This is a genomic window from Parasedimentitalea marina, assembly GCF_004006175.1.
Taxonomy (GTDB): domain Bacteria; phylum Pseudomonadota; class Alphaproteobacteria; order Rhodobacterales; family Rhodobacteraceae; genus Parasedimentitalea; species Parasedimentitalea marina.
This window is the reverse complement of the sequence record NZ_CP033219.1, coordinates 4,042,426-4,064,883: the sequence shown is the minus strand read 5'-3', so window position 1 is coordinate 4,064,883 and position 22,458 is coordinate 4,042,426. Positions and strand designations below refer to the sequence as shown.

The window sequence follows — 22,458 nt, the reverse complement described above, 5'->3', positions numbered from 1 at the left end:
CGCTCAGACGGCAAAGCACGAACAGCCCAATGCACCCCAGAACGCATTCTTGTCGCCGACAGGGATCGGGTTGGTCCAGGCAATGCCGTGATCGTGTCCATGCAGACCACAACCGTTCGCACAGCTGTCATGACAGGCCCGCATCTCGGTTGATGCGGGCGTCAACGCGGCTTTTCGTTCACCGGGGCTTGCAAAACTCGCGTTGACCGACCAGTCGGGGCTTGAAGGCGGTGGGGGCCTGTCTAGATCGGAATACTCGGCATCGCCAAAAACAACTCTTCCACCCACCATGGTCATCACCGAGGTGATGCTGCGGATCTTGGTATCTTCAACGGTCATCAGATCGTCCGACAACACTGCCAGATCGGCATACATCCCTGGCGCAAGCGTTCCCTTTACGCCCTGCTCTCCGGAAAACCAGGCCGAGCCAGTAGTCCAAATGGCCAATGCTTCCTCACGGGTCAGCAAGTTGTCCTCGCCATATAGTTCCAGCCCACCAACCGTTTTGCCCGTACTCAGCCAGTGCATCGCCACCCAAGGGTCATAGCTTGCAACCCGGGTGGCGTCGGTACCGCCGCCGACGGGAAGACCCGTTTTGAGCATCTCGCGAATGGGTGGCGTGGCTTTGGCTGCCTGCGCGCCATAGCGATCGACAAAGTACTCGCCCTGGAACGCCATTCGGTGCTGCGTGGCGATACCACCTCCGAGTGCTTTGATCCGTTCAATATTGCTGGGGCTGATGGTTTCTGCGTGATCGATGATAAAACGGGTCTTGAAGGGCGTTTTGCCGTTCACCCGCTCAAACACTGTCAGAAAGCGATCTATGGTCTCATCATAGGTTGCATGAATGCGGAAAGGCCATTCGTTGGTTGCCAGCAGCTCAACGATCTTCTCCAATTCACCCTCCATCACCGGAGCAGGGTCCGGGCGTGGTTCCAGGAAATTTTCGAAGTCCGCTGCCGACCAGGCGAGGTTCTCGCCCGCGCCATTCATCCTCAACATGGCATCACCGGCACCAGGCTCGGTCATACCAATCCAGCGTTCATAGTCGGACAATTCTTGACCTGGGGTTTGGGCAAACAGGTTATACGCAATGCGCAGAGTAAGTTGATCCTCTGCATTGAGCTGCTGCACCACATCGTAGTCATCAGGATAGTTCTGCCCACCGCCACCTGCGTCGATCACCGATGTAACGCCCAGCCGGTTCAACTCGCGCATGAAATGGCGGGTCGAGTTAATCTGATCCTCAACCGGCAGTTTTGGCCCCTGTGAAAGGGTTGAATAAAGGATCAGAGCCGATGGTTTGGCAATTAGCATACCAGTCGGGTTGCCATTCGTGTCTCTCGCTATCTCGCCACCCGGCGGGTTGGGGGTATCCTTGTCGATGCCAAGCACGCGCAAAGCGGAGCGATTCAACAGCGCTCGCGCATAGAGATGCAGAATGAAGACCGGTGTATCCGGGGCGGCTTCGTTTATCTCGTCCAGAGTCGGCATGCGGCGTTCGGCAAACTGAAATTCCGACCAGCCACCAACGACCCGCACCCACTGTGGCGCAGGCGTGTTGGCGGCCTGTCGCCGCAACAAGGAAAGGGCATCCGAAACGGAAGGTACATTCTCCCACCGCAATTCCATGTTGTAGCTCAGCCCGCCACGGATCACATGCGTGTGGCTGTCATTCAGACCCGGAATAGCCCGGCGACGGTTCAGATCAATTATTTGCGTGCCGTCAGTTGCCATCCGCATGATGTCAGCATCTTTGCCGGTGGCACTGATCAGCCCGTTGGTGACTGCAATTGCAGTAGCCTCGGGATTGGCAGGATCCAAAGTGGTTATTTTTCCATTGTGCAGAATGAGATCAGGTGCAGGCATGGTTCGGCTCCAAGCGGTGAACGAGTGAGTGGTATTCAGAGCGGCGCTTGTGCCAGCGCCGAACAAAAGACCGCAGCGACCTGTGGGCATGGTCGACTCTCTTCGGAAAGAAGCGCCAGGTGCGAATTGGGGAAGTCACATTGCACCCAGCAGTATGTGGAATTCTTGGGGCAGTTACCGTGCTGGTACCGGATCTAATTTCTGCCCTGTATGCGTGGTGCGGCTAGGAGCCTTGTGCACCATGGAATAAGCGTAATCGACACCCATCCCATAGGCGCCAGAATGTTCCTGAGCCAGAGCGATGGTCGCGTCATAAGTCTCTCTCCGGGCCCAGTCGCGCTGCCATTCCAGCAAAACTTGTTGCCAAGTTACCGGAATGACCCCGGCTTGAACCATGCGGTCCATCGCATATTTATGGGCCTCTACCGATGTGCCTCCCGAGGCGTCGGCCACCATGTATATCTCATAATCTGTGTCGTTCATTGCCGACAGGGCAAAAGTCGTATTGCACACTTCGGTCCAAAGGCCCGAAACGACAATCTTTTTGCGTCCTTCTTCGGCGCCATTTGCCAAGGCATCGCGAACTTTCTGGTCGTCCCAGGAATTCATCGAAGTTCGTTCCAGCAAGGGCGCGTCGGGAAAGACGTCCAAAAGTTCAGGGTATGTATGGCCCGAGAAACTCTCGGTCTCGACGGTAGTGATGGTCGTCGGGATGTCAAAGACCCTGGCTGCCTTTGCCAAAGCAACTGTATTGTTCTTCAGCGCCTGTCGATCTATCGACTGCACGCCAAAGGCCATTTGTGGCTGATGGTCGATGAAAATCAGCTGACTGTTTTGTGGGGTTAGTACTTCTAGTTTGGACATGGGGTCCTCCATTTTCACGAGAAATAGTATGATTGGGCAGATCTCAGCGCTCAGCTGGCCATCAGGTCAGTTGAGAGACTTCTTCCATTGGCGGTCGCAATGGTTCAGGTCTTATTTGAGTGATCTGGGGGTTGGTTTTTGGTCGCTGCAAAGGATTTCAGATGCATCGCTTGCGCCAGCGGTTGTGAATGACCGCGCAACCAGTGCACAACGGTCTCGCCAGCCAGCATTCCGAAAAGCCCCAGCAAAGCAATTATCGGCGGCGCGGGAGAGCGAACGGAAATCAGGCCGTAAATTACTCCTATTCCCAGACCTACACCGAGCGACAAGAAGTATGGCAACCATGTCATTGAGTAATCTCCATTTCCTTCCCAGGGATTGGATGGGTAAGTGCAAACAGCTGGGATAGCCCATCAATTTCTTCACGATGGATTTCATGTCCTCCATCATGGATGACTGTTGTGACTTCGGCACTTTGTGCTTCAAACCAGTCAATGAGAGCTTGGCTTTGCGACCAAGGACAAATCGGATCACGCCGCCCGGCAGAAATCAGAACTTTGCATCCCGCCAAGCCAGGCTCTGGGGACGGTGCCCACGGGATAAGCGGGTGCAGCAACCCGATACGATCAAACAGATTGGGATACCTCATAGCGACCGAGGCTAAAATGTTGGCGCCATTGGAATATCCAAAGCCAAAGATTGGCACATTAGCGTATCGTGCTTTGAATACTGCAATAAATTCAGCCATTTTCGTAGTTCGTGCGGCGAGGTCTTCCATATCGTAAACACCTTCACCTGTGCGCCGAAAGAACCGGGTAGCATGCATTTCAAGCACATCTCCCCGGGGCGAAATCACGCCCGCCCCAGGGACCAGATCTTGAGCCAATTCGAAGAATTGTTCTTCATTTCCACCGGTGCCGTGAAAGGCGAAAATAAGTGGGGCACCATTGACTGGTGTTCTCGTGAGGTATTCATATCCGCCATTCAGCATCGGTTTCTCCTTTCCCACGCTCAGGCTGCAATGTCAGGAAGGCTCTGCTCGATTTGGGTGCGATACGGCTCATAGCGTGCCGGAAGTTTCAGTGACTCGCCCAAATGTGCAGGGTCCTCATCACGATCAAATCCAGGCTCATTGGTTGCAATTTCAAACAAAACACCGCCCGGTGTGCGAAAATAGATCGCGTAAAAGTAATCTCGGTCTATCACCGGGGTTACTTGGTAGCCCGTATCTAAAAGCGCCTTGCGCACTTCATCCTGTGTTGCACGGTCATCAACAGCGAAGGCGATGTGATGCACCGATCCCGCCCCCTCTTGAGCAGCAGCACCTTGCGGCATTTCCTCAAGGTCTATGCTATCTGCTGCATTTCCACCTTCGACCAGATAGCGAGTGACATTGCCGCTGGTCTCACCTTTCTGGTAGCCCATGAATGTCAAAAGTTCTCCGGTGGCAGAGGTGTCACGCAATCTCAAACGTGCACCACGAAAGCCGAGAATGCCTGCTTCCTCGGGTATGTCACCACCCGCCCACGGAGCACGACCCCTCTGGTCAGATTCAACTAGTGCAAAGCTGTCGCCATCCGGCCCATCGAATTCCAGGCGGGTTTCCCCCAAGAAATTGCTCTGCTCCAACCCTGGAACACCCTGTGTGGCAAGGCGCTCTTTCCAGAATCCGAGTGCGTTCTCGGGAACCGCAAATTCAGTGATACCGACTTCGCCGTTACCACGTTTTCCTTTCAGTATTTGCTGGAATGGGAAATATGTCATCACCGATCCCGGCGTACCAATTTCGTCTCCGTAATAGAGGTGATAGATTTCAGGTGCGTCAAAGTTCACAGTCTTCTTGACCCGGCGCAGGCCCATTGTTTCGGTGAAAAACTGATTATTCACTTTGGCATTCGCGGCCATCGAAGTGACGTGATGCAAGCCTTTGATAGTTTTAATCATTTTGACCTCTCTCTCTGAACGAGACGATGTTGTAATCAACATAGGTCAACACTCTGCAACAGAGAATGATAATTTTAACGCATATATTATTGCAAAAAGTATAATAATATATGCGCGTAACTCTTGGAATACCCAGGACCAATGAGTCCATCCGCCGCCCCACTTTTCAGATACTAAAAGTCTTGGACACGCTTCGGATGAGGCGCAGGTCATATCAAGAGATGGATGAAGTGTAGTAATTTTCTGCCTGGAACGCCGATCGCGTCTGCCAGCCAGCTGGTTTTGCAGCTGATCAAGAACAGGTGACAGCTGTACTCTTTTGCGACAAAGCAAGCTCGGCTTCGGATTAAGAAACGGAAATCTCAGTGTGGCAAAGCTATTAGCTCTTTTTTAGTTCTTGCAAGGATGTTGATCAGCCGGTTTCAAACCCAGTTTTCTTGTGCTGGCCATCGCAAAAAGGCTTGTTCTTTGACGCCCCACAGCGGCAAAGAACAAATTTCTCTCCTGTCGCTATACGACGACCAGATCCAGCAATAATTTCGAGATTTCCAGAAACCATGACTGGACCGTCTTTTATCGGCGTGACCAAAAGAGACCCATCGCGGGTTGTCGGAGTATCTGCACTTTGGGTTGTCTGCACCTCTCCTGAAGCAACAAAGTCTGTACTCAGATGGCTATTGTCGCAAAATGGCATGTTGTTGGATTTGCCGCAGCGGCAAAGCAAAACACGCGTGTACGGCTCTTCGTTGGGTATTTGGATATCGCCCTTGATCTCATTGGGGCCGTTTTCATTGAGTCGAAGGGTATTCACTTTTGGTTGAGTTTCGCCTTTACCCCCATCTTTGCGCTCATAGGTCAGTGCACCGGAGGGGCAGCTGTCAATCACCTGAGCGATGTCATCGGCGTTTGCATTGTCAGGAGATATCCATCCTCCTTTTGCTCCAGGTTGGAACACATCAGGCAGACCCAAGACGCAACGCCTTGCATGAACACACTTCTTCCCGTGGAAATGAACAGTGATATTTTCATTTTCAGAATTGGACATCCCTATTTTTCTTTCACCGCTAAATTTGCACCCAAATTTGTACGTATTATCAAGGTTCCGATCAGCACCGCCGCGATAAGAAGCAACACGTGAGAACTGGCAAAGAAAGCTGCGAGTAAAACCGCCACTGCGCAACCGGGCATCACAAATTGGGCGCCGCCAACCAACCAATACCGGTCACGAACGAGCCATACCGACATTACATAGAGAGACACTGGAATAGCGACTGACAACGCCGCTGCGGTCTCACTAAGATGTGCACTATGATTGGCGAAGTCGACCATAACCGCAAATCCTGCGCCGGTTGCGGCCCCTGATGCAAACAGAGTGAAGTGACCGTAGCCCCAAATCAGAACATGGTTTTTCTCCTCATGAGGCAAGTGATCATGGCCGTTGAAATAGAGTGCCCAAAGCGCAAATGTGATGATAGAGGCCAATAATCCGATTTCAAGCAATTGCCAGGACGGCAACCCGCCTTCTCCTTTGATCGCCATAACAACGGCCAAAAAGCACTCGCCGAGTACAATGATATTCAAAAGACCATAGCGCTCGATAATATGATGCTTATGCCAAGCAGTTCTGTTGCTCCCTTCCGAGAAGACAGGAACGGCCAGCTCCATCGCAAAGCCTAGTAGAAAAGCCCATTTCAGCGCTGCCGACGTGGCTGGGATCATCAGGATTATAGCAACCCAAAAAACTTGTAAGGCTGCTATCCCCCCCGCATAGCGCAAGGAAGTTTCCCTGTGACCTGAGCCACTTTGCGCAGCGGCAAGCCAAAGAACGACCAACCCAAGGCGCATGATGATAAAACCAATCAAGACTAGAAATAGGGGTTCGCCTGCAAATACAGCAGGAATGCCAGCCGCCAGAACCAATGACCCGAACATGATCGCCATCGAGATGATCTGGAACCAACGGTGGCCATTGTCATAGGCTGATGCAAACCACGTGTAGTTCATCCAAGCCAGCCAAATCATGAAAAAAGCAAAGAAGAAACCGACCACCCCGTCAGCAAAATGTGAGTGAGCAACCGCGTGGTGCAGACCGGTTGCAGCCGTAGCAATCGCTATGACTGAGGCCAGATCAAACATGAGTTCGAGTGGCGTTGCGGCACGATGTGTTTCGTGACGATCACGAGGTGCAAGGCGAAACTTCACTTGGTTAGGCATATTGGTTCCTCAGCTTTAAGAAGACTACTTACATAAAGACGGGCCTCAGTAGAGGTGTCTATTTTTGATGATCACCACCGACCTTGACTACATAATATGTGGTTTCTGTGGTGTTTCAAAAACGGTCGTTTGACTGATTTCTCCGAAGGGGCAGCAACAACTCTCATGGCCAATGTGATTGCAATGACAGAGAAGATAATCACACCCACAGCTTGCCCTACTAAAATACCCGGTGCCCCCCAGAAGGCAGCCCCTATTAGAACGAAGGGTAAAGTGCCGACCGTGTTTTTTCCCCAGTTTATCCAAGCTGAATACAGTGGATGGCCAAGGTTGTTAAATGTGGCGTTAGCCGCAAAAATTGCACCGTTGAAGAAAGATACCAATGCTAGCGGACCGCAAAACAGAAAGATCAGTTGTCTGGTTATACCAATTGCGTCGAACACCGCATTGGCAAGACCGCCCAAGAGCGTTGAGTACATCGATCGGCGAGCATCACCATAGGCGCGCAAAACGGCCATTCCCGTCATTGCCACACCAATCACTGACATTGTGGGCATGTTAATCCACAAATAGCTTTTTGCCTGTTCGGCCACTACTCCAGACGCCCCAAGCACACCAAGCAAAGCACCCAGATTAAGCAGGATGAAGAATGGTAGAACGCAACCGGTTATCGCCGTGAAAAAGGCTACACTTGTCGCAAATTCCCGGGCCTCGGTCAATTTTCCGCGTCCCAAAGCTTTTGAGACAAGTGCTCCCGCAGCTATGGACAGGCCCATGCTGATTGAGTTGGTAAAAAACAACAGAGTACTGGCATACCCTGCTGCCGCAGCCAGAGCGTCTTTGCCCAACATCGAGATGAAAATCATGTCGATCAAATCAACAGCAAATATGGCCATCAAGCCGATACTTGAAGTAAATGACATCACTGCCACATGGCGCATTAGGCTGCCATGAGTAAAAATTGCATCGGTATCTGTTGTGCTCATGTGTGCCCCGTCATTTAAGGTCAAAGAGCAATACAGTGGCATCTTCCTCTGCGTCCACGGAACAGTGTCCTGTGGATTCAAATTGAAGCCCGTCGCCTGCTTTGAATTGGTTCCCATCAATGGAAATCAACCCGGAAACAACCTGCAAAAAACCTGCTCTACCTGGTTCGAATTGATAGTGAACACTGGCACCATCAGTCAGGCCGGCCATTAGAAGGGTTGTATCACTGTGCAGCTTTACAGTTCCGTCACTGCCCCTCCCGCACGCAATGGGGTGAAGAGTGTTTTTCGTTGCAATCAAATCAATGGGCCGTTGTTGGTAACTTGGAGACAGGCCTGTCTCATCCGGGATTATCCAGATTTGATAGAAATGAACCTGCTCACTCTCCGAGGCGTTCATTTCAGAATGGGTGATCCCGGTGCCAGCCGTCATGGACTGGATTTCTCCGGGGTGAATGACGGATCCGTTGCCCAGAGAATCTTCGTGGCGTAGCGCACCACTCAGCACCAGTGTCACGATGTCCATTTCCTGGTGATCATGTTTCCCAAAACCAGCACCGGGGATCACCCTGTCTTCATTTAGGACCCGTAATGCTCTGTGTTGAACCCGTTTTGGATCATAGAAGCCACCCATCGAAAAGGTATGAAAGCTGTCCAGCCAACCAGTTTTGGTGTGGCCGCGTGAATTGCGGTCATGAATCAGCGGCATTGAGCCTCCTAACGAGTTAAGAATGTAAGTTCCATTGGGGATGTTTGTGACCCTATTGTGCCTGAATTAGCATCGAAGGGCGCGCGAATTGTATTGCCGGATATGTCTTCCAGCGCAGGGCTAATAATCACCCGATAGAGCCCGGCACCCCATGAACCGAAAGGTTGGAATGTCCACGAACGCCCGTCACTTTTGATATGACCTGGAATGGTGTTGCCATCAGATCCAACTATGTGAATTAACCGGCGGGATACAGCAGTATCGATCAGCCGATCAAACGTCAGTTTCAACATTTCGCGACTGTCATGCATCGGTGCTTCAAGCCTCCAGTCACCAGGTGAAATGGCCCGTCGTTCTGCAGCAACCACTTGATAGGAAATAACCCTGGTTTCGCCTAGAGCCACGCCAGCAGCGCTCTTCATGCCGCCATCAACGATCAGCTGATAGTTTTGACCAGCGACGAGGGCAGCTCCGGCTTGAATATTTGGGCCCACACCCTGTTTGATCCGGCCTGGATCAAACAGGAGAGTCAATCGCCGCTGGTCGGCATCCCACAATTCCACTCCCAAATTGAGGAACGGATTTTCCACTTCACCCTGGATACTATGGACAAGCCTGATTGCATCACGAACCTGCCCTCGCGCCATAGGGCGAGAAAAGCTGAGGTAGATCCTCAGAATGTTGTCCGGAACAGTAGGGCTTGCAGGGGCATAGTTCAAAAGGTGCAAGCCCGCTTCCGCATGGGATTGAGCCGGGACCAAAAGGAGCACGGCAAAAATGGCTTGCCGTGCTAGACCAACAAGAAAGTTCATCAGTTGTACTCGATGGGTGGAAGTCCCTTATAGCCGAACGGATCAGGGCCATCAGCCCAGTTCATCTCTACCACATGATCAGCGCGGTCGAAGAAGAATGGGATTGGGACCGTGTGCATGTCGATTCGCCCCAGCTCTTCGGGGTGACGGCGAATGGTGACTGCCCATTGCTCGTCAATCAGGTCCAAATGCAAGGTGCCACTCATCGGCATAGGATACTGTTCGACACCAGCAACCGAGAAGACCGGCCCGACACCTTCACCGAACGGCATAGGGTCAGCGGAAGCGATAGCTGGCAGCGAGATCATTGCAGCGCTGCGGTTGGTGTTCGTCACCAGCATATAGTCGCTGTTGTCCATTGGGTTGGTGAAGCTGACGATATCAATGGGCGTGTTTCCAAAACCCATTTCTCCGATCATTGTACCCCGAACCTGTGCGCCGTCCTGCAAGTCTGATAGAGGTATACGTACGATTGGGGTGCAGGCATAAATTGCGATTAGCGTTGGTACAGAGTCCAGTTCGCGGATGTCTTGGGTGATAATTGGTGCGCGTGTTTCAAATTGTGCGTGCACCGCGTGCCAGATTTCAATCGAGGATGTGTTGACCTCATTAGTGAACGGAAAAGGAACTCGTCGCAGCTTTGACGCGAATTCTTCGTTCGATACACCGGCTACAAAAATCTCACCGTCATAATAGTCGATATCAGTAATTGCCAAATTGTTCAGAGATTGCCCGAACTCCAGCGTTTCGTCGTTATTAATAGGCCCGATTGAGATTGAACTATGATCTGCGATGCTCAAATCAACCCTCTCAAGCACGCCGTGATCTACCGTCACAATGAATGGAACGGCATCCGGACCACGTCCCTTGTGAATGGAGAGAAAGATCTGGCCTGTGGGCTTATGTACAACCATATCGTTGATCACCACTTCCTCTGCAGTGACGCCCAGCATTTCGCCAATTTTTGCGTCTATGTTTTGGACAAGTGTACGACCTTCGAAGCTTTGTGCCCGCCCCAATCGGTAATCGCTTTGGTCTTCCAGAGTTTCACCGGGCAGGGCGAAGGCGTGAACAACACCCGCCTTGGTATCCCCAACAAATAGAACGTTTCCATTGTCAAAAGCCAACGCACCGGCCGACTGAAGCCGGACTCCCTGCGCCATAGCGGTTTCAGAGGCTAAGAATGCAAGCACTCCTGCCACCAAAAGAGGTCCTCGAACTGATTTTGGCATGGTCTTTCTCCTAGCTTTGGTTTGGCTATTGCGCGATACGGGACATGATATTTATCGTTCAGTGCAGTTTGAAAGCAGCAAAAATCGAGAGTGAATTGTCGGTTACACCGGAGACACCGAACTTGTTTTTGAAATGGATATATTCGATGCCAAGATCGAACCTGTTTGGTTGCCAACCGATGGCGCGGCCCGCATCCCACCGGATTTGTGGCGAGAACACTATCTGGTTGTCGACACCATTCCCTCTGTCTCCAATGAAATCGACAAAGCCTTTGGCGGTAAAATTCTGGCCGCCAAACTCAAATGGAGCTTTCCAGCTCAGAGTTGCCTGATACGTTGTATCCAGATCGCGATCCAATGGATCTTTGATGGTCTCGTAGGCGTATAGACCGAGGCTCAGAAGTGAAAAACCTTGCACATTGAAAGTTGCGCGCGAGCCTAACAATCCGATGGTAAGGTTTTCGCTCTGGTTCACACCGAGCCCAAAGGCGATATCCTTTACGAAACTATTGTCTTGGAAATTCAACCCCAGAGCCTTGCCGCTCAAGTGCCCATAAATTTCGCCATAGTGACCGCTCTTTTTGTTAGTTTGAAGGCCATCATAATCGTAGTAGCCATCAACAAAGAAAAACACATCGCCATTTTCGGATGCGGTGAAGTGTTCGAGCGTAGCGACTGACCGCGAGGTTCGTCCGGCATCATTTCGGCCAAGGTGAAACCCGTCTCCGTAGTGCAGTTGGATTTCCGTGGTCGAAACGTTTTGTGCTGGTACGGCTTCAGAAGAAAGGCAAAGTACCAGCCCAGTACAGAATACAGTCGCGGTCGCCTTTGGCGCTCTTCCTTGCTTTCTATCAAGACAACTGGGGACGGGTTTCATGTCTCAGACCTTTCGTATGATTTACTTCGGAAGTGGTTCAAATCATGATTTTCTGTGGCAACAAGAGATGTTGAACCGGTGGTCTCCTTGGATGTGATGAAGCCGAAAGACCTAGACAGAAGGTCGGCATCCAAGCCGGTCGCGTACTCGTTCAAAGGCCAATAAATTGGAATCGCGGCGCGCTTGCTTACAGGCAGGGTAGAAGGTTCCCTGTGAGGTATTATTTGCTTGAAATCGAACGCCAATGATTTGCTTGAGTGGTCGACAGCTATGCCAATGCTGAGCCTCTGTTTAGGCCGGTTACAAGACGCATAGAACGACCGACGGCTCATAGGCTGTTCATTTCAGATGAGGGGTTCATCAGGGCCAAAAGCGCCGAAATTTCCTGTCGGCGCAACTCGTGTCCGCCATGATGAATCACAGTTTTAACTATTGCCTCTTGCTCTGAGGCCCAGTTGATCAGTCGTTCAGTCATGTGGAGGGGGCAAATTGGGTCATTTCGTCCGGCTGTGATCAGGATATGAGTACCATCAAAATCCGGGGCCGAAGTGAGTTGCCAAGGAATGACCGGATGCAGCAGACCTACTCGATCAAACAGGTTGGGTTGCTTGATGAGGACTGATGTCAGAATGGTTGCGCCGATAGAATAACCAAAGCCGTAGACCGGGGATTTCGGGTGTCGCATTGCCCAGGCCGCAAGAAAATCAATCATTCTATTCGTCCGCAAGGCGAGGTCATCCATGTCAAAGACACCTTCGCTCAAGCGGCGAAAAAAACGGGGATGGTCGATCTCCAATGCATCTCCACGAGGGGAGATGACACCGGCTCCGGGCACCAATACCTGGGCGAACGAAAAGAACTGCCGTTCGTCTCCCCCTATACCGTGAAAAGCGAAAATCAACGGTGCATTTGCTGAGGGCGCAACGGACAATGCGTAGTAGCTACCAATACTCATAACTTCCCGCCCCTTTAAACAAGTTGAGGCAGTTTGCGCTCGATATGTTCCCGATAGGGGTGGTATCGCCTTGGCAATTTCAGTTTTTCACCCAGATGTGCGGTATCTTCATCGCGATCAAACCCTGGTCCATTGGTCGCAATTTCGAACAAAACTCCGCATGGGGCTCTAAAATAGACCGACCAAAAATAGTCCCGGTCAATCACCGGTGTAACCTGTAAACCTGCGTCTAGCAGTGCGCGGCGTGCCTCGAGCTGAGCAGCGCGGTCCTCAACTGCAAATGCGATATGGTGCACTGACCCAGCGCCTTGAAACGCGTGCTGGGAAGCTGGCAACTCTTCAAGGTCGATTGTGTTTGCGGGGTTTCCTCCCATGATACGAAACCGAGCGACGTTACCAGTAGACTCAACTTTCTGGTATCCCAAGAGTGTCAGTAGTTCACCTGTCGCCGTCGAATCCCGCAAGCTAAGTCGGACACCGTTGAGGCCAAGAATGCCGACTTCTTCATCGGCAACTGAGCCAGACCACGGCGTACGCCCCGCATGATCGGTCTCGACGAAAGCAAATCTGTCTTTGTCGGGTCCATTGAATTCCAAGCGTGCTTCACCAAGAAAACTCGTTTCGAAAAGACCGCTGACATCGAGATGTACAAGGCGTTCTTTCCAATAGGTGAGAGCGCCATTCGGGATTGCAAATTCGGTAATACCCACTTCGCCCGTTCCGCGTTGGCCCTTCGGTATGCCGTGGAAGGGGAAATAGGTCATGATTGAGCCGGGAGTGCCAATTTTGTCGCCGTAGTAGAGGTGGTAAACCCCTGGAGAGTCAAAGTTCACCGTCTTTTTTACGCGTCTCATCGCCAAAGTCTGAGTAAAAAACAGATTATTTTCAAAAGCGTCATTTGCGATTGATGTGACGTGATGTAATCCCTTTACGTACTTTTTCATGTATCCATTTACTCACTTAACAAATGTGGCCTTCAGGTTCGCAAGGAACTTTTGAAGGCGGACTTATAAGCTTAGTGAAGGGCGACTACTTTTAGAATGATAATTACCTTGCATTTTTTGTTATCGTGAATGCAATAATGAGTGTATGCTGAACCTTAAGCCTATTCGTGTTTTTCTTGAAATTGCGTCACTCCAAAGTTTCACGGCGGCCTCGCAGTCCTTGCGTATGACACCAGCAACGGTCACGCGTATCATCGCTCGATTGGAAGAGGACCTTGGTCAACAACTTTTGCTACGGACAACACGGCGGGTGTCACTCACTTCTGCTGGTGCTTTGGTTGCCGCCCGTTATCGCCCGCTGATCGAAGAGTTCGATCGCATAAAAGAAGAACTTGAACGCGAGACACATCCACATCGTGGCAGGCTGATTATCAGTGCTCCATTATCTTTTGGGATCGGCCTGATGCCGAGACTAGTGAATAGCTTCCAGCTAGCTTATCCCAATATCGAATTAGTAATCTCTATGACAGATCGGTTTGTCGATATCTTCGAAGAGAACTGCGACTTGGCAATCCGATTGTCCGAGCCATTGACAGACAAGACCGGGATCTGGCGAAAGATATGTGAAATTCCGCGCCATGTAGTTGCATCCAAAGTATTTTTTGAAACCAACCCACGCCCTGACAGTCCCGAAAATCTGGATCGTAAAAACTGCCTTTCCTATGGGCACAATAAAGAAGCCGAGACATGGAAGCTGAGAAATGGAGCAATGAGGCGCAAAGTAACCGCTGGAAGTTCCCTTATCTCAAATAATGGAAATTTTCTCTATTCAATGATTATGGCAGACACAGGCATAGCCGTCCTACCGGAATTCATTGTTAGCCAGGGCCTCAAAAATGGATCGATCGAACATGTCCTCCCAGATTGGACAGCCGAGCCCCTCTGGTTGTCCCTCTACTACCCGCCATATGAGGCGTTCCCGCCACTCGTCGCGACATTCACCGACTTCTTTGAAGCATTCTTGGCTGACTTGGACGGGTTTGACTTTAGCGATGTCTAAAAGTTTCCTGTAAGTACAAACTAAGCTTTCTACTCTGAATCTGGAACAGTCCTCGGGAGCTTTTTCACTTACTTGGCTATGTCGACCCTACTTGCGGCTCGTTCAAAGTGGTTGTTGGTGAGTCTCATTAGGTATCCGCCAGGTGAACCCAATTCAGGATGCGCATAGTGAACTCGTTAAATTACTGCGATCCTGAAGTTCACCGGATTTGTTCTGGAAGACCAAAGTTTGTCTTCTATCGACTCGAATGAGTGTGGGTGGCTATTTATTTAACTTCACTGCGTAATAGAAATTGGATTTCTGCACATGTGGGGGGATGCTGTGTCAGTAATATGCGTGAGCTCAAATGTCAGGTAAGTTCCGCTCAGCGGACCTTTAGTCAACCGAATTTGAAAGACCGCTTTTGAGCTGGGCAAATTTGAGACCATGACCGCTTTGGGGCTGGTACCTGCCGTTAGACGCACTGGGCACGAACGGCAGCTGGAGGTGCTGGGAATAGAGGTTTTGCCGCATTTCGAAACCAATTCGTGCTCGCGCGGGAAGAGGGCAACACCTCCCTGCATCGTGCGGCTTCCTCTGGATCGTCGGAAAACATTGAAGCGCTGCTCGACGCCGGAGCGGACGTCAACGCACGTGGTGGCGAGCATGGCCACACAGCTCTGCATACTGCGATCGGAGGGAAACGTCGCGCTTCTACTCTACGCCGGAGCAGACGGCAGCATAAAGGGCCGATTTGGAACACCCTTCGCCATCGCTGACGAGGATAAACTGGGCTCCTGCCTGTATTGGCGACTGAATGATGCGCAATACAAATGAGATTGCATGACGAACGCAACCTCATCTCCTGGCTAAGTCTCAGCCCAAGCACCAGATTCACAGGTGGAACTTATTTCCCTTTGAAGAGGGACCACAGTGATCTTGGGCGACGGTCCTCTAGTAATGCCACGACCCGATGTCTGTCCTCGCGTGCTTCCTGCTGGGATGTATCTCGCTCTTCCTTCATCTCTGTCAAACGTGTTTCTAAGTCTGCGACACGATTTTCTAGGTGCCTGTTGTTCTGCTCAGCCAGCGCCAGTGCGATTGGAGTGTCTGAGGTGACCACAGGAGTATCTAACGGGGTGCGGGGCGTTGGCAGTCAATATCGCCACCCAGATCGGAAAATTGCCACGTTTGAGATCTGGTCTCCGCAATGGCCTGCCCAGATCACCGCTTACTGACGGTGAGGTTAGTCGTCGGTACGGGTAATAGTTTTGTAAGTTTGATGCACCTCATCGTCTGTAAAAGTGTGGATACGCCCCCTTATTGCATCAATCAGTTCGATGAAATTGTTGGACGCCTCGGCCCATTCCGGACCTTGTTCCATCTTGCCAAGTTGGCCGGATAGATCCTCAAGAATCTTCATGAGCTCCTCCAACGATGGGATGGAAGGATAATTTTCTTCAAGAGTCGCAACGATTTCGGCATTCATTGAGCGATTGTTTTCAGCCGCCGCCGCTTTGATGCGGTCGCGCATCCCGTCGGGGAAGCGAAGGACGTACTTGTCCTGTTTGTCGCTTGGGAATTCGCTTTTCGCTGACATGGCCGATCATTGAATAGTGAGATTATTCAACGGCTGAAGCAGACGGTTGAGCCGGAGGTGGATGCTGGGCAAGCCTCGCAGGAGAAGGCGAAATCGTAACCCTTCATGCAATTGCACAAATCATTCGGGAAGGGGGCACCCAGCCTCGCGTCGGCATTGATCGGGGAATCGCTCAAGCCTATGCCGAAGATATCCGCAAGGTTTCATTGGTGATGATTATATCAGACATGCGTCTGTTTACATGAAAGAGCACGGTAGCCGATCATGACCGCTCCCGTCCCCACAGGTTCCAGATTTCTCGACCACGGCAAGACACCTGAGGAATGGGCGGCGATCCTATGCGAACGCGGGTTTGAAGTTTCATCAAGGACGATCAAAGAAAAGGCCAACAAGCTGAAAGAGCGCGGCAAGCTAGGGGATGCTACCCTTATCCTACCGGAGCAACTGGACAACATGTTCATGGAGGATCAGCAATGCCACTCGAAGTCTATCCCCGAGGAAGCAAATGGTGGGTCAAGGGCCGGGTCGAATACGAAGGGCTGCCAATCACCGGTTACTACCGAAGATCTACTGGATCATCTTCAAAGCAAGGTGCGGTCGAATGGATCCAAATCGAAACGGACCGGCAAAGGCGTCGTCACCTCCTTGGCGAAGAAGCGGAGCAACTGACGATGGGCGCGGCGATCCAGATCTACAACGCTAAACCAACTGAACTGAAGGCGCTTATCAGGGTTGTTAAAGCTCTTAGCGACGAGTTTTGCCGCCAACCAGTCGCCAGCATCACCGGGAAGTACCTAAGAGACCTCGGTTACACCCTCAAACCCAATGTTGCGACTGACACGATGTGGCGCGAAGTCGTGACCCCTATTAGGGCGGTAATTAATAACGCTCATGATCTGGGGAAGTGCCCCCCAATCCGGGTCAAACGCTACAGCGAGAAGGAACGGATCGACCAAGACATCCTACGCGGTAAACAGAGCCGGATGGAACGCAAGCCAGCTGACCGCCAGTGGATCGAGAAGTTTTGTGAACACGCCGACATCTACAACGCCGCTTTGGTGCGGTTCATGTTCGAGACTGCAGCCCGGATTGATCAGGCGATTTCCCTGACTCCGAACGATTTGGACTTAGTGAGCCGCAAGGTCTTTCTGAAAGCAGCAAAAGGTCACCAAGCGCAATGGGTGGCAATTTCTCAAGGCATGATGGTCGAACTGGCCAACCTGCCACCGAAACGCCCGCACAATCGCAAGCTTGGCTGTAAAATGGAGCCGCGCGTTTTCGGATACGGAAGCTCAACTGGGTACAACTCGCGTTGGAAAACGATTTGCAGGGCTGCAGGTATTCCTTACATCTCTGCACATCCGGCTGGGCGCCATGGATTTTATACCGAATTGCGTGTCAATCAAGGTGCTGACCCCGTGACTGCGGCAGCTGCTGGTCGCTGGAAAAGCGTCTCCCTACAGGATCAAATTTACGCACATGTTAAAGCGGATGAGGCTGAAATCAGGGAGCAGATCCGTACAGGACACGTACAACGCAATACCACAAATTCACCTAAGTAACTGAAGCAGAAAGGTAAATAAGATGATGAATGACTCCCTCCTAAGGGGCAGGTTATTGGTTCGAATCCAATCGGGGTCACCATTTCTTTCAGCGTGTTATGCTGGCCATTGTCTGCCAGTTGACCTTAGGAACTGAAGGTGAGGCGCTGACACAATTGCATCTCCCTGGCACTTTGGAAGCTGGCGTCGCAATGGCGCCTAAACAGACTTGATTAAAACCGATACCGTTTTTGTGTCTGGAGGGGGGCCTTTAAGGTGATGTTGGAAAAATCAGGACTGCGTTGGTGCGTGTGCCTGGGTGCTCAGTTGAGGAATGCGGCCCCGATGGCAGTGGCCTGCGGGCTGTTGTGTCGCTTGATCATCCTGGCGGCAGTTTGCCTGAAGTTATCGCCCGTGCCTCAACCATTTCATGATGCCGGCTGGCGCAGATCTGACGGACCTTCCTGACAGCATTACGGATTATATCGCGTCTGAGCGCTATGGCACTGTGACGGGGTCGATGCCCCTCCGGTCCAGAGGCAACGGCAAAACGTCTATACGACTCTGCCGACGCCCGAAGCTGGATATACGGCGATGTCGTGATTACTGAACGCGTTGGCACCGCGCAGCTATATCGCGATCTCAAAGAGGACGCAGATGGTCCATTTATCGATCTCGCTTTAGCGCGCAATTTTGATAATTCCTTTGTGCGGAGCGGGCATTACGGCACAGCCGGGGATGCCTTTTACTGGGCAGGTTTTCTGCAAGGCAATCATAGCTATGTGCTGAGAGTCGAATACAACCACCCCGGCAAAGACATTCGCCCCGACGAAAACGAAATCACCAAGGCATTCGCCTGTTCGACGGATTTCAGCGGTGTGCGCTTGCCTTGTTTCGACTAAGCTTAGGACTGCTAAGGCTGAGTTCCTTTATGTTTGATAGCAGAAGACCCGCTCGGTGGCTGGGTTCATGATGCATTTGAATTGGCTGACATCCAGCCCAAAGTTTCCGGGATATTCCCCATAAGCTGTTGTGCCGTTGATTTGCAGGCTCGGGTCTGATGAGGTGGTTTGGTTTTGTGTTTCCACCACCGTGACCGCACCCGAGGGCCAGATAAAGCGCAGAACCATGCCGTCCTGTCCAAGCCCGGCTGAGATCTTCTCATGGGTTTCCAACTGGCAGGGATCGTCATCCAGTTTTGTCTCTTTCGAAAACACCAGGCACCGGTTGGCGCCGATGGTTTTCCGATCACGGATCAGAACATCCGGCGCGATGACAGTGTCACTTCCGCCAAGACTTAGTAGTTCTTTGAACCGAATACTTGACGGGAACAGCCAATGGTTCTCGGCGCTGCCGTACCAAGCCTGGGTGTTTTCCGACTTCATCACGCCATTCTGAGTTTCAAAACTGTAAGACCCTTCACACAGTATGGTACTGCCCATCGCGTTAATACTGGTGAATTCCAGCCCATACTCGGTTGCTTTGAAGCTCTCGAAGGCCGACTCCATACTCCAGATCTGACTATATTCTTCGGTCCAGCGCCCCAGGCCAACATCATGGTGATAAAAACCGGGAAAAGCGGAGCCATCTTGGGCTGCATGACGGCGCTGCATGTGGTTGCAGGCAATGGCCACGTTTTTGCGGCTGGCTTCTTTCAGCCGCGGCAAACCCGCGATCTCAATATTCCATTCAACAGCTTCGCCAACCGTTTCCAGGTAGTGCATCTGGTCCGGTGGCGTTGCCAGAATCCTGGCAAGCAACGAGGGCCTCAGCCTGAGCACGGTCTGTCGGTCAGTCAGTTGGGACATGGATTGCAAAGCCACTTTGAAGGCTTTGTTGACAGAGTCGGCATTGTAGTTCCCATCTGGGACCTCCAGCGATGCAGAGTGAAAGCCCAGTCGCCCTTTAGCATGCAAAACCCTGTTTGGCATGCGTCCGGCATCGGATTCGGTGTCGATTCCTCCTGACAGAAAGAAGACTGCGCAGGCAGATTCACAGGCTGCGTTTGCAGGTACTGCTGTGCCCAGCTTGCTAATCCAGCCCGTTTCCTGCGACCAACCGTGTACCGCGTCGTAGCTGTAAAGAAGGTCCGCCATCTTCAACGCTTCACTCAGCGAACCGCCCGGGCTGTCGAGGCAGATCCGTGCAGGGTCTCCGTCGTTGACTATACTATTGTAGCTTTTTCCGTTGATCGCGGATGGGGGACTATTCAAAACTGTCTTCAAAGCGACGTTCAGTTTTTCAGTGTCGCCTGTCTCGATCACACCGGTCATTTGCAGCAGGCAGTCCATCGAAGGGTCGCCGCCCGGTGAAAAATCGGCGGCCTGTGCCCCTGTGGTAAAAAGCATTCCCAAACCCAAGCCCATCGCCTGGCACAGCCCGCGTCTCAAGCCGGGTAGAATAAATAAGCTCATCATGGTGTTCTACTAAGTCCTAATTGCAAATAAGTGCGTTGTTGACCTCGTCCTGCGGTATGCCGAGTGCCAGCAGAAGCTCAGGTTGTGCCCATTGACTGTCAGTCCCCAAGAAACGTTTGTTCGCGGTTCCAATCGCGCCCAGCGTCTTGGGGCCAATACTGCCGTCAGGTGTGCCGACGTTCATACCGTTGGCGTTCAACGCGTGTTGGAGGCGTTTCAAATTGACCGGTGACCGCATGTCCACCTGACCACAATATGTTTGTGGCACAGGTGCTTTGGTCACCCAGGCCGGGACCGGCTTAAGCGGTTTATATGCACATTCCCCTGTTCTGGTGCAGGCAATGCTATTGCTTCGATAAGGGCTTCTGAGAGTGTCATTCACCAACCGGAGCAGTTGCGAATTGCGTAAGTCTTTTAATGCGTCGCCCAGGTTGTCGTTGTTGTGAACGTCAGCGGCGCTGCCACAATTTTCCATGGTACCATCCATGTCAGCAGCGCATCGAAACAGTTGGCAAGCAAGGCGATCAAACTGGTCGGGTCGACTGCCCGAAGGTGTGCAAATTTCGTAGACCCATTGTCCCTCTTGCCGTGCCCCGTAGCAGGCATAGTCACTACGCGGCACATAGGTGATAAAAACATCCTGCCCACTGGCCATGGTGCGCAGCAATTGTGGCTCATAACGGCCATAGCGCGCTTTGTAGTCTTCAGCGCAAAGGGTCAGTGCCTGTGCACGTGTCGGAGCAAAGCGACCTGCACCCGGGCTGTGAAAGACCCGCCCGATACTCTCCATTTCAGGAGTGGTCAGGTAATACATTTCTTTCGGCTTGGTCTTGTACATCTCTTGTAAGATATCAATTTCGACTTTTGCACCGACAAAGACCTCGACCACGTCGTTGAGAGTGGTGTTAATGATGTCTTGCATTTCGTTCATTTGGTCAGCTGAATAGCTGCGCGGTGGCACGTATAAAGACGGCTTGTGCAGACCCAATCGGGCGGTGTCATGGGCAAACCGGCGGGGGAAAAATACACCTTCGTAAGTGGTATAGCCGCTGAGGAAGATCATCGAACAGGCGGATGCGCAAACCGCATCTTTCTGTAACAAAGTGACAAAATTGTTCTGCTGCACGTAGTGCGCGATTTCCAGTGCAGCCTGCAAATGTCCGCCGGGACTATCCAATGCGATAACCGTGTTATAGGGGCAAAAGCCCGGCTCACTACAGTTCATCAATCCGTTGTCTTCGACAAATTCCTTAAGCCGATCAACATCGCCGGGCACGATGGGACCACTTATTTTGATGACTTGCGACAGCATGAGGGCAGTGTTGGCAAGGCTGTCAAATATCTCCCCGATCGACACAGCGCCGCCAAGGTTTTGGAACATTCCGTCGCGGAGACCGGCCTGAGGTTTGGCCTTGGCCAAATCAGCCTGCGATTTGGTTGCGGCGCAGGCCAGGGTTTCACAGCCCAGATAGTGCAGTACGTCCCGGCCAAATATTCCTTCGTCAAAGCGCCAGCCAGACAGGTAATCGTGCGACAGAACAGGATTGCGGTCCATCAATGTAATATCGGCGGCGGTTGCGGGCAGGGCTAACAGGCACATCAGCGCCAAAGGGCGCAGTAGCATTCTCAGACACTTCATCAGTTCAACATTCCTCTAACGCATCATTCAGCCGCGAGACCTGCCCAACCAACAAAGGTAAAGATTTGTTTTCTTTCTCAAGATGGAGGTCTAAGCTAATATGACTTTGCAACAACCATGATGATTTCAGTTATGAACACAAACATTCTCTCGATTTTGATCGCTTTTTCTGCTTCTCAAGCCTTTGCCCAGTCGACGATTACGCTTGAGAGTTTTGCTTTGGAACCTGAAACACCAGCTGTCGAGGCACAGGCTGTGCCGGGGGCCAGTGCTGCGCCCTCGTCTGAGCTGGAGACTTGCCTGACCGATCCTGCCAACTGCACCAGCGCAGATTATCAATCAGGGTCTACGTTCTCGCTGGAGGATGTGGTGAACCTTGCGATTATCGACCGTGAAGAGGTCACACAGCAGGTTTCCTCTACTGGGGGTCAGGCTGCCAGCACTGCAACGGAACCACTGCCTTCGGTCGATATGGAGATCCTGTTTGATTACAATTCAGACAGTGTGCGTGGTGATCAACTTTCGCAATTGGCGGATCTTGCGGCGCTGCTGAAATCTGAACGCTTCGACGCGTACCGGTTTTTGTTCCTTGGTCATACAGATGCCAAGGGATCGGCGGCCTATAACGAAGATCTGTCAGCCCGTCGGGCAGAAAGCGTTGCAGCACTGGTGCGCGGGCTGGGTGGATTGCAGGCGGACCGCACACTGGCCACGGGTATGGGGTTCTCGCGGTTGAAAACACCGGGCGATCCGTTAAGCGGCCAAAATCGCCGGGTGCAACTGGTGCTGCTACCGCGTTGAGCGGGTAATTCAGGA

General features: G+C 51.9%; 23 protein-coding genes. 6 read left to right on the top strand and 17 right to left on the bottom strand.

All coding sequences use genetic code 11. The annotated features are described in order from the left end of the window. Positions 1-3 precede the first annotated feature (3 nt). The 14 genes from EBB79_RS19535 to EBB79_RS19470 all read right to left on the bottom strand — a co-directional run bounded on the left by EBB79_RS19535 (position 4) and on the right by EBB79_RS19470 (position 13,406). Entirely contained in the window at positions 4-1,869 is a 1,866-nt protein-coding gene (locus EBB79_RS19535) for an amidohydrolase (RefSeq protein WP_127750493.1), read from the bottom strand. 174 nt (positions 1,870-2,043) lie between these two features. Then, positions 2,044-2,733 (bottom strand): hydrolase, encoded by a 690-nt coding sequence (locus tag EBB79_RS19530; protein ID WP_127750492.1) that lies wholly within the window; start codon positions 2,731-2,733, stop codon positions 2,044-2,046. Positions 2,734-2,837: 104 nt separating this feature from the next. Then, positions 2,838-3,083, bottom strand: a complete 246-nt coding sequence (locus EBB79_RS19525) for a DUF1427 family protein (RefSeq protein WP_127750491.1) — start codon at positions 3,081-3,083, stop codon at positions 2,838-2,840. Next, entirely contained in the window at positions 3,080-3,724 is a 645-nt protein-coding gene (locus EBB79_RS19520; protein WP_127750490.1) for an alpha/beta hydrolase, read from the bottom strand. Before EBB79_RS19520 ends, EBB79_RS19525 begins: the two co-directional genes overlap by 4 nt. A 20-nt stretch (positions 3,725-3,744) precedes the next feature. Further along, positions 3,745-4,677: a VOC family protein gene (locus EBB79_RS19515; RefSeq protein WP_127750489.1), complete on the bottom strand. Its 933-nt coding sequence runs from the start codon at positions 4,675-4,677 to the stop codon at positions 3,745-3,747. Positions 4,678-5,089: 412 nt separating this feature from the next. Beyond that, on the bottom strand, positions 5,090-5,722 hold the full coding sequence (locus tag EBB79_RS19510; RefSeq protein WP_127750488.1) for a CDGSH iron-sulfur domain-containing protein: 633 nt from the start codon (positions 5,720-5,722) through the stop codon (positions 5,090-5,092). 2 nt (positions 5,723-5,724) lie between these two features. Then, positions 5,725-6,891, bottom strand: coding sequence for a low temperature requirement protein A (locus tag EBB79_RS19505; protein ID WP_127750487.1), 1,167 nt, complete (start codon positions 6,889-6,891; stop codon positions 5,725-5,727). Positions 6,892-6,962: 71 nt separating this feature from the next. Continuing rightward, positions 6,963-7,877, bottom strand: a complete 915-nt coding sequence (locus EBB79_RS19500) for an MATE family efflux transporter (protein ID WP_238704955.1) — start codon at positions 7,875-7,877, stop codon at positions 6,963-6,965. Positions 7,878-7,887: 10 nt separating this feature from the next. Continuing rightward, positions 7,888-8,586, bottom strand: a complete 699-nt coding sequence (locus tag EBB79_RS19495; protein ID WP_127750486.1) for a pirin family protein — start codon at positions 8,584-8,586, stop codon at positions 7,888-7,890. Between the two features lie 8 nt (positions 8,587-8,594). Further along, on the bottom strand, positions 8,595-9,398 hold the full coding sequence (locus EBB79_RS19490; protein WP_127750485.1) for an Ig-like domain-containing domain: 804 nt from the start codon (positions 9,396-9,398) through the stop codon (positions 8,595-8,597). After that, positions 9,398-10,630: a hypothetical protein gene (locus EBB79_RS19485; RefSeq protein WP_127750484.1), complete on the bottom strand. Its 1,233-nt coding sequence runs from the start codon at positions 10,628-10,630 to the stop codon at positions 9,398-9,400. Before EBB79_RS19485 ends, EBB79_RS19490 begins: the two co-directional genes overlap by 1 nt. Before the next feature lie 58 nt (positions 10,631-10,688). Continuing rightward, entirely contained in the window at positions 10,689-11,507 is an 819-nt protein-coding gene (locus EBB79_RS19480) for a DUF5020 family protein (protein ID WP_127750483.1), read from the bottom strand. A 328-nt stretch (positions 11,508-11,835) separates the two neighbouring features. After that, entirely contained in the window at positions 11,836-12,462 is a 627-nt protein-coding gene (locus EBB79_RS19475) for an alpha/beta hydrolase (RefSeq protein ID WP_127750482.1), read from the bottom strand. A 14-nt stretch (positions 12,463-12,476) separates the two neighbouring features. After that, complete coding sequence (locus tag EBB79_RS19470; protein WP_127750481.1) at positions 12,477-13,406, bottom strand: VOC family protein; 930 nt, start codon at positions 13,404-13,406, stop codon at positions 12,477-12,479. Between the two features lie 145 nt (positions 13,407-13,551). Here EBB79_RS19470 and EBB79_RS19465 point away from each other — a divergent pair, with 145 nt between their 5' ends. Further along, positions 13,552-14,466, top strand: a complete 915-nt coding sequence (locus EBB79_RS19465; protein WP_127750480.1) for a LysR family transcriptional regulator — start codon at positions 13,552-13,554, stop codon at positions 14,464-14,466. Positions 14,467-14,993: 527 nt separating this feature from the next. Next, positions 14,994-15,224 carry an ankyrin repeat domain-containing protein gene (locus tag EBB79_RS25675; RefSeq protein WP_127750479.1) on the top strand — a complete coding sequence of 77 codons (231 nt, stop codon included), beginning with the start codon at positions 14,994-14,996 and terminating at the stop codon, positions 15,222-15,224. Positions 15,225-15,691: 467 nt separating this feature from the next. Here EBB79_RS25675 and EBB79_RS19455 read toward each other — a convergent pair whose 3' ends face one another. Further along, the gene (locus EBB79_RS19455) at positions 15,692-16,045 is read right to left on the bottom strand and encodes an Arc family DNA-binding protein (protein ID WP_127750478.1); all 354 of its coding nucleotides are present in this window, start codon (positions 16,043-16,045) and stop codon (positions 15,692-15,694) included. 9 nt (positions 16,046-16,054) lie between these two features. Here EBB79_RS19455 and EBB79_RS25670 point away from each other — a divergent pair, with 9 nt between their 5' ends. From EBB79_RS25670 to EBB79_RS19440, 3 genes are all read left to right on the top strand, one after another. Further along, positions 16,055-16,144, top strand: coding sequence for a hypothetical protein (locus EBB79_RS25670; protein WP_127750477.1), 90 nt, complete (start codon positions 16,055-16,057; stop codon positions 16,142-16,144). Between the two features lie 374 nt (positions 16,145-16,518). Further along, positions 16,519-17,607, top strand: coding sequence for a tyrosine-type recombinase/integrase (locus EBB79_RS19445; protein WP_127750476.1), 1,089 nt, complete (start codon positions 16,519-16,521; stop codon positions 17,605-17,607). 578 nt (positions 17,608-18,185) lie between these two features. Next, positions 18,186-18,488 carry a hypothetical protein gene (locus tag EBB79_RS19440; RefSeq protein WP_127750475.1) on the top strand — a complete coding sequence of 101 codons (303 nt, stop codon included), beginning with the start codon at positions 18,186-18,188 and terminating at the stop codon, positions 18,486-18,488. Between the two features lie 27 nt (positions 18,489-18,515). Here the strand turns inward: EBB79_RS19440 and EBB79_RS19435 are convergent, their stop codons facing one another. Together EBB79_RS19435 and EBB79_RS19430 are read right to left on the bottom strand one after the other, a co-directional pair. Next, entirely contained in the window at positions 18,516-19,934 is a 1,419-nt protein-coding gene (locus tag EBB79_RS19435; RefSeq protein ID WP_127750474.1) for a COG3904 family protein, read from the bottom strand. An 85-nt stretch (positions 19,935-20,019) separates the two neighbouring features. Further along, positions 20,020-21,642, bottom strand: a complete 1,623-nt coding sequence (locus tag EBB79_RS19430; protein ID WP_127750473.1) for a hypothetical protein — start codon at positions 21,640-21,642, stop codon at positions 20,020-20,022. 132 nt (positions 21,643-21,774) lie between these two features. On the opposite strand from EBB79_RS19430, the gene EBB79_RS19425 reads away from it, so the two are divergent. Continuing rightward, positions 21,775-22,443 (top strand): OmpA family protein, encoded by a 669-nt coding sequence (locus tag EBB79_RS19425; protein ID WP_164860845.1) that lies wholly within the window; start codon positions 21,775-21,777, stop codon positions 22,441-22,443. The last annotated feature ends 15 nt before the right edge of the window (positions 22,444-22,458 follow it).

Coding starts and splice junctions, on each gene's coding strand:
- EBB79_RS19535 (WP_127750493.1), bottom strand. CDS start 1,869: ATGCCTGCACCTGATCTCATTCTGCACAATGGAAAAATAACCACTTTG.
- EBB79_RS19530 (WP_127750492.1), bottom strand. CDS start 2,733: ATGTCCAAACTAGAAGTACTAACCCCACAAAACAGTCAGCTGATTTTC.
- EBB79_RS19525 (WP_127750491.1), bottom strand. CDS start 3,083: ATGACATGGTTGCCATACTTCTTGTCGCTCGGTGTAGGTCTGGGAATA.
- EBB79_RS19520 (WP_127750490.1), bottom strand. CDS start 3,724: ATGCTGAATGGCGGATATGAATACCTCACGAGAACACCAGTCAATGGT.
- EBB79_RS19515 (WP_127750489.1), bottom strand. CDS start 4,677: ATGATTAAAACTATCAAAGGCTTGCATCACGTCACTTCGATGGCCGCG.
- EBB79_RS19510 (WP_127750488.1), bottom strand. CDS start 5,722: ATGTCCAATTCTGAAAATGAAAATATCACTGTTCATTTCCACGGGAAG.
- EBB79_RS19505 (WP_127750487.1), bottom strand. CDS start 6,891: ATGCCTAACCAAGTGAAGTTTCGCCTTGCACCTCGTGATCGTCACGAA.
- EBB79_RS19500 (WP_238704955.1), bottom strand. CDS start 7,877: ATGAGCACAACAGATACCGATGCAATTTTTACTCATGGCAGCCTAATG.
- EBB79_RS19495 (WP_127750486.1), bottom strand. CDS start 8,586: ATGCCGCTGATTCATGACCGCAATTCACGCGGCCACACCAAAACTGGT.
- EBB79_RS19490 (WP_127750485.1), bottom strand. CDS start 9,398: ATGAACTTTCTTGTTGGTCTAGCACGGCAAGCCATTTTTGCCGTGCTC.
- EBB79_RS19485 (WP_127750484.1), bottom strand. CDS start 10,630: ATGCCAAAATCAGTTCGAGGACCTCTTTTGGTGGCAGGAGTGCTTGCA.
- EBB79_RS19480 (WP_127750483.1), bottom strand. CDS start 11,507: ATGAAACCCGTCCCCAGTTGTCTTGATAGAAAGCAAGGAAGAGCGCCA.
- EBB79_RS19475 (WP_127750482.1), bottom strand. CDS start 12,462: ATGAGTATTGGTAGCTACTACGCATTGTCCGTTGCGCCCTCAGCAAAT.
- EBB79_RS19470 (WP_127750481.1), bottom strand. CDS start 13,406: ATGAAAAAGTACGTAAAGGGATTACATCACGTCACATCAATCGCAAAT.
- EBB79_RS19465 (WP_127750480.1), top strand. CDS start 13,552: ATGCTGAACCTTAAGCCTATTCGTGTTTTTCTTGAAATTGCGTCACTC.
- EBB79_RS19455 (WP_127750478.1), bottom strand. CDS start 16,045: ATGTCAGCGAAAAGCGAATTCCCAAGCGACAAACAGGACAAGTACGTC.
- EBB79_RS19445 (WP_127750476.1), top strand. CDS start 16,519: ATGCCACTCGAAGTCTATCCCCGAGGAAGCAAATGGTGGGTCAAGGGC.
- EBB79_RS19435 (WP_127750474.1), bottom strand. CDS start 19,934: ATGCTTTTTACCACAGGGGCACAGGCCGCCGATTTTTCACCGGGCGGC.
- EBB79_RS19430 (WP_127750473.1), bottom strand. CDS start 21,642: ATGAAGTGTCTGAGAATGCTACTGCGCCCTTTGGCGCTGATGTGCCTG.
- EBB79_RS19425 (WP_164860845.1), top strand. CDS start 21,775: ATGAACACAAACATTCTCTCGATTTTGATCGCTTTTTCTGCTTCTCAA.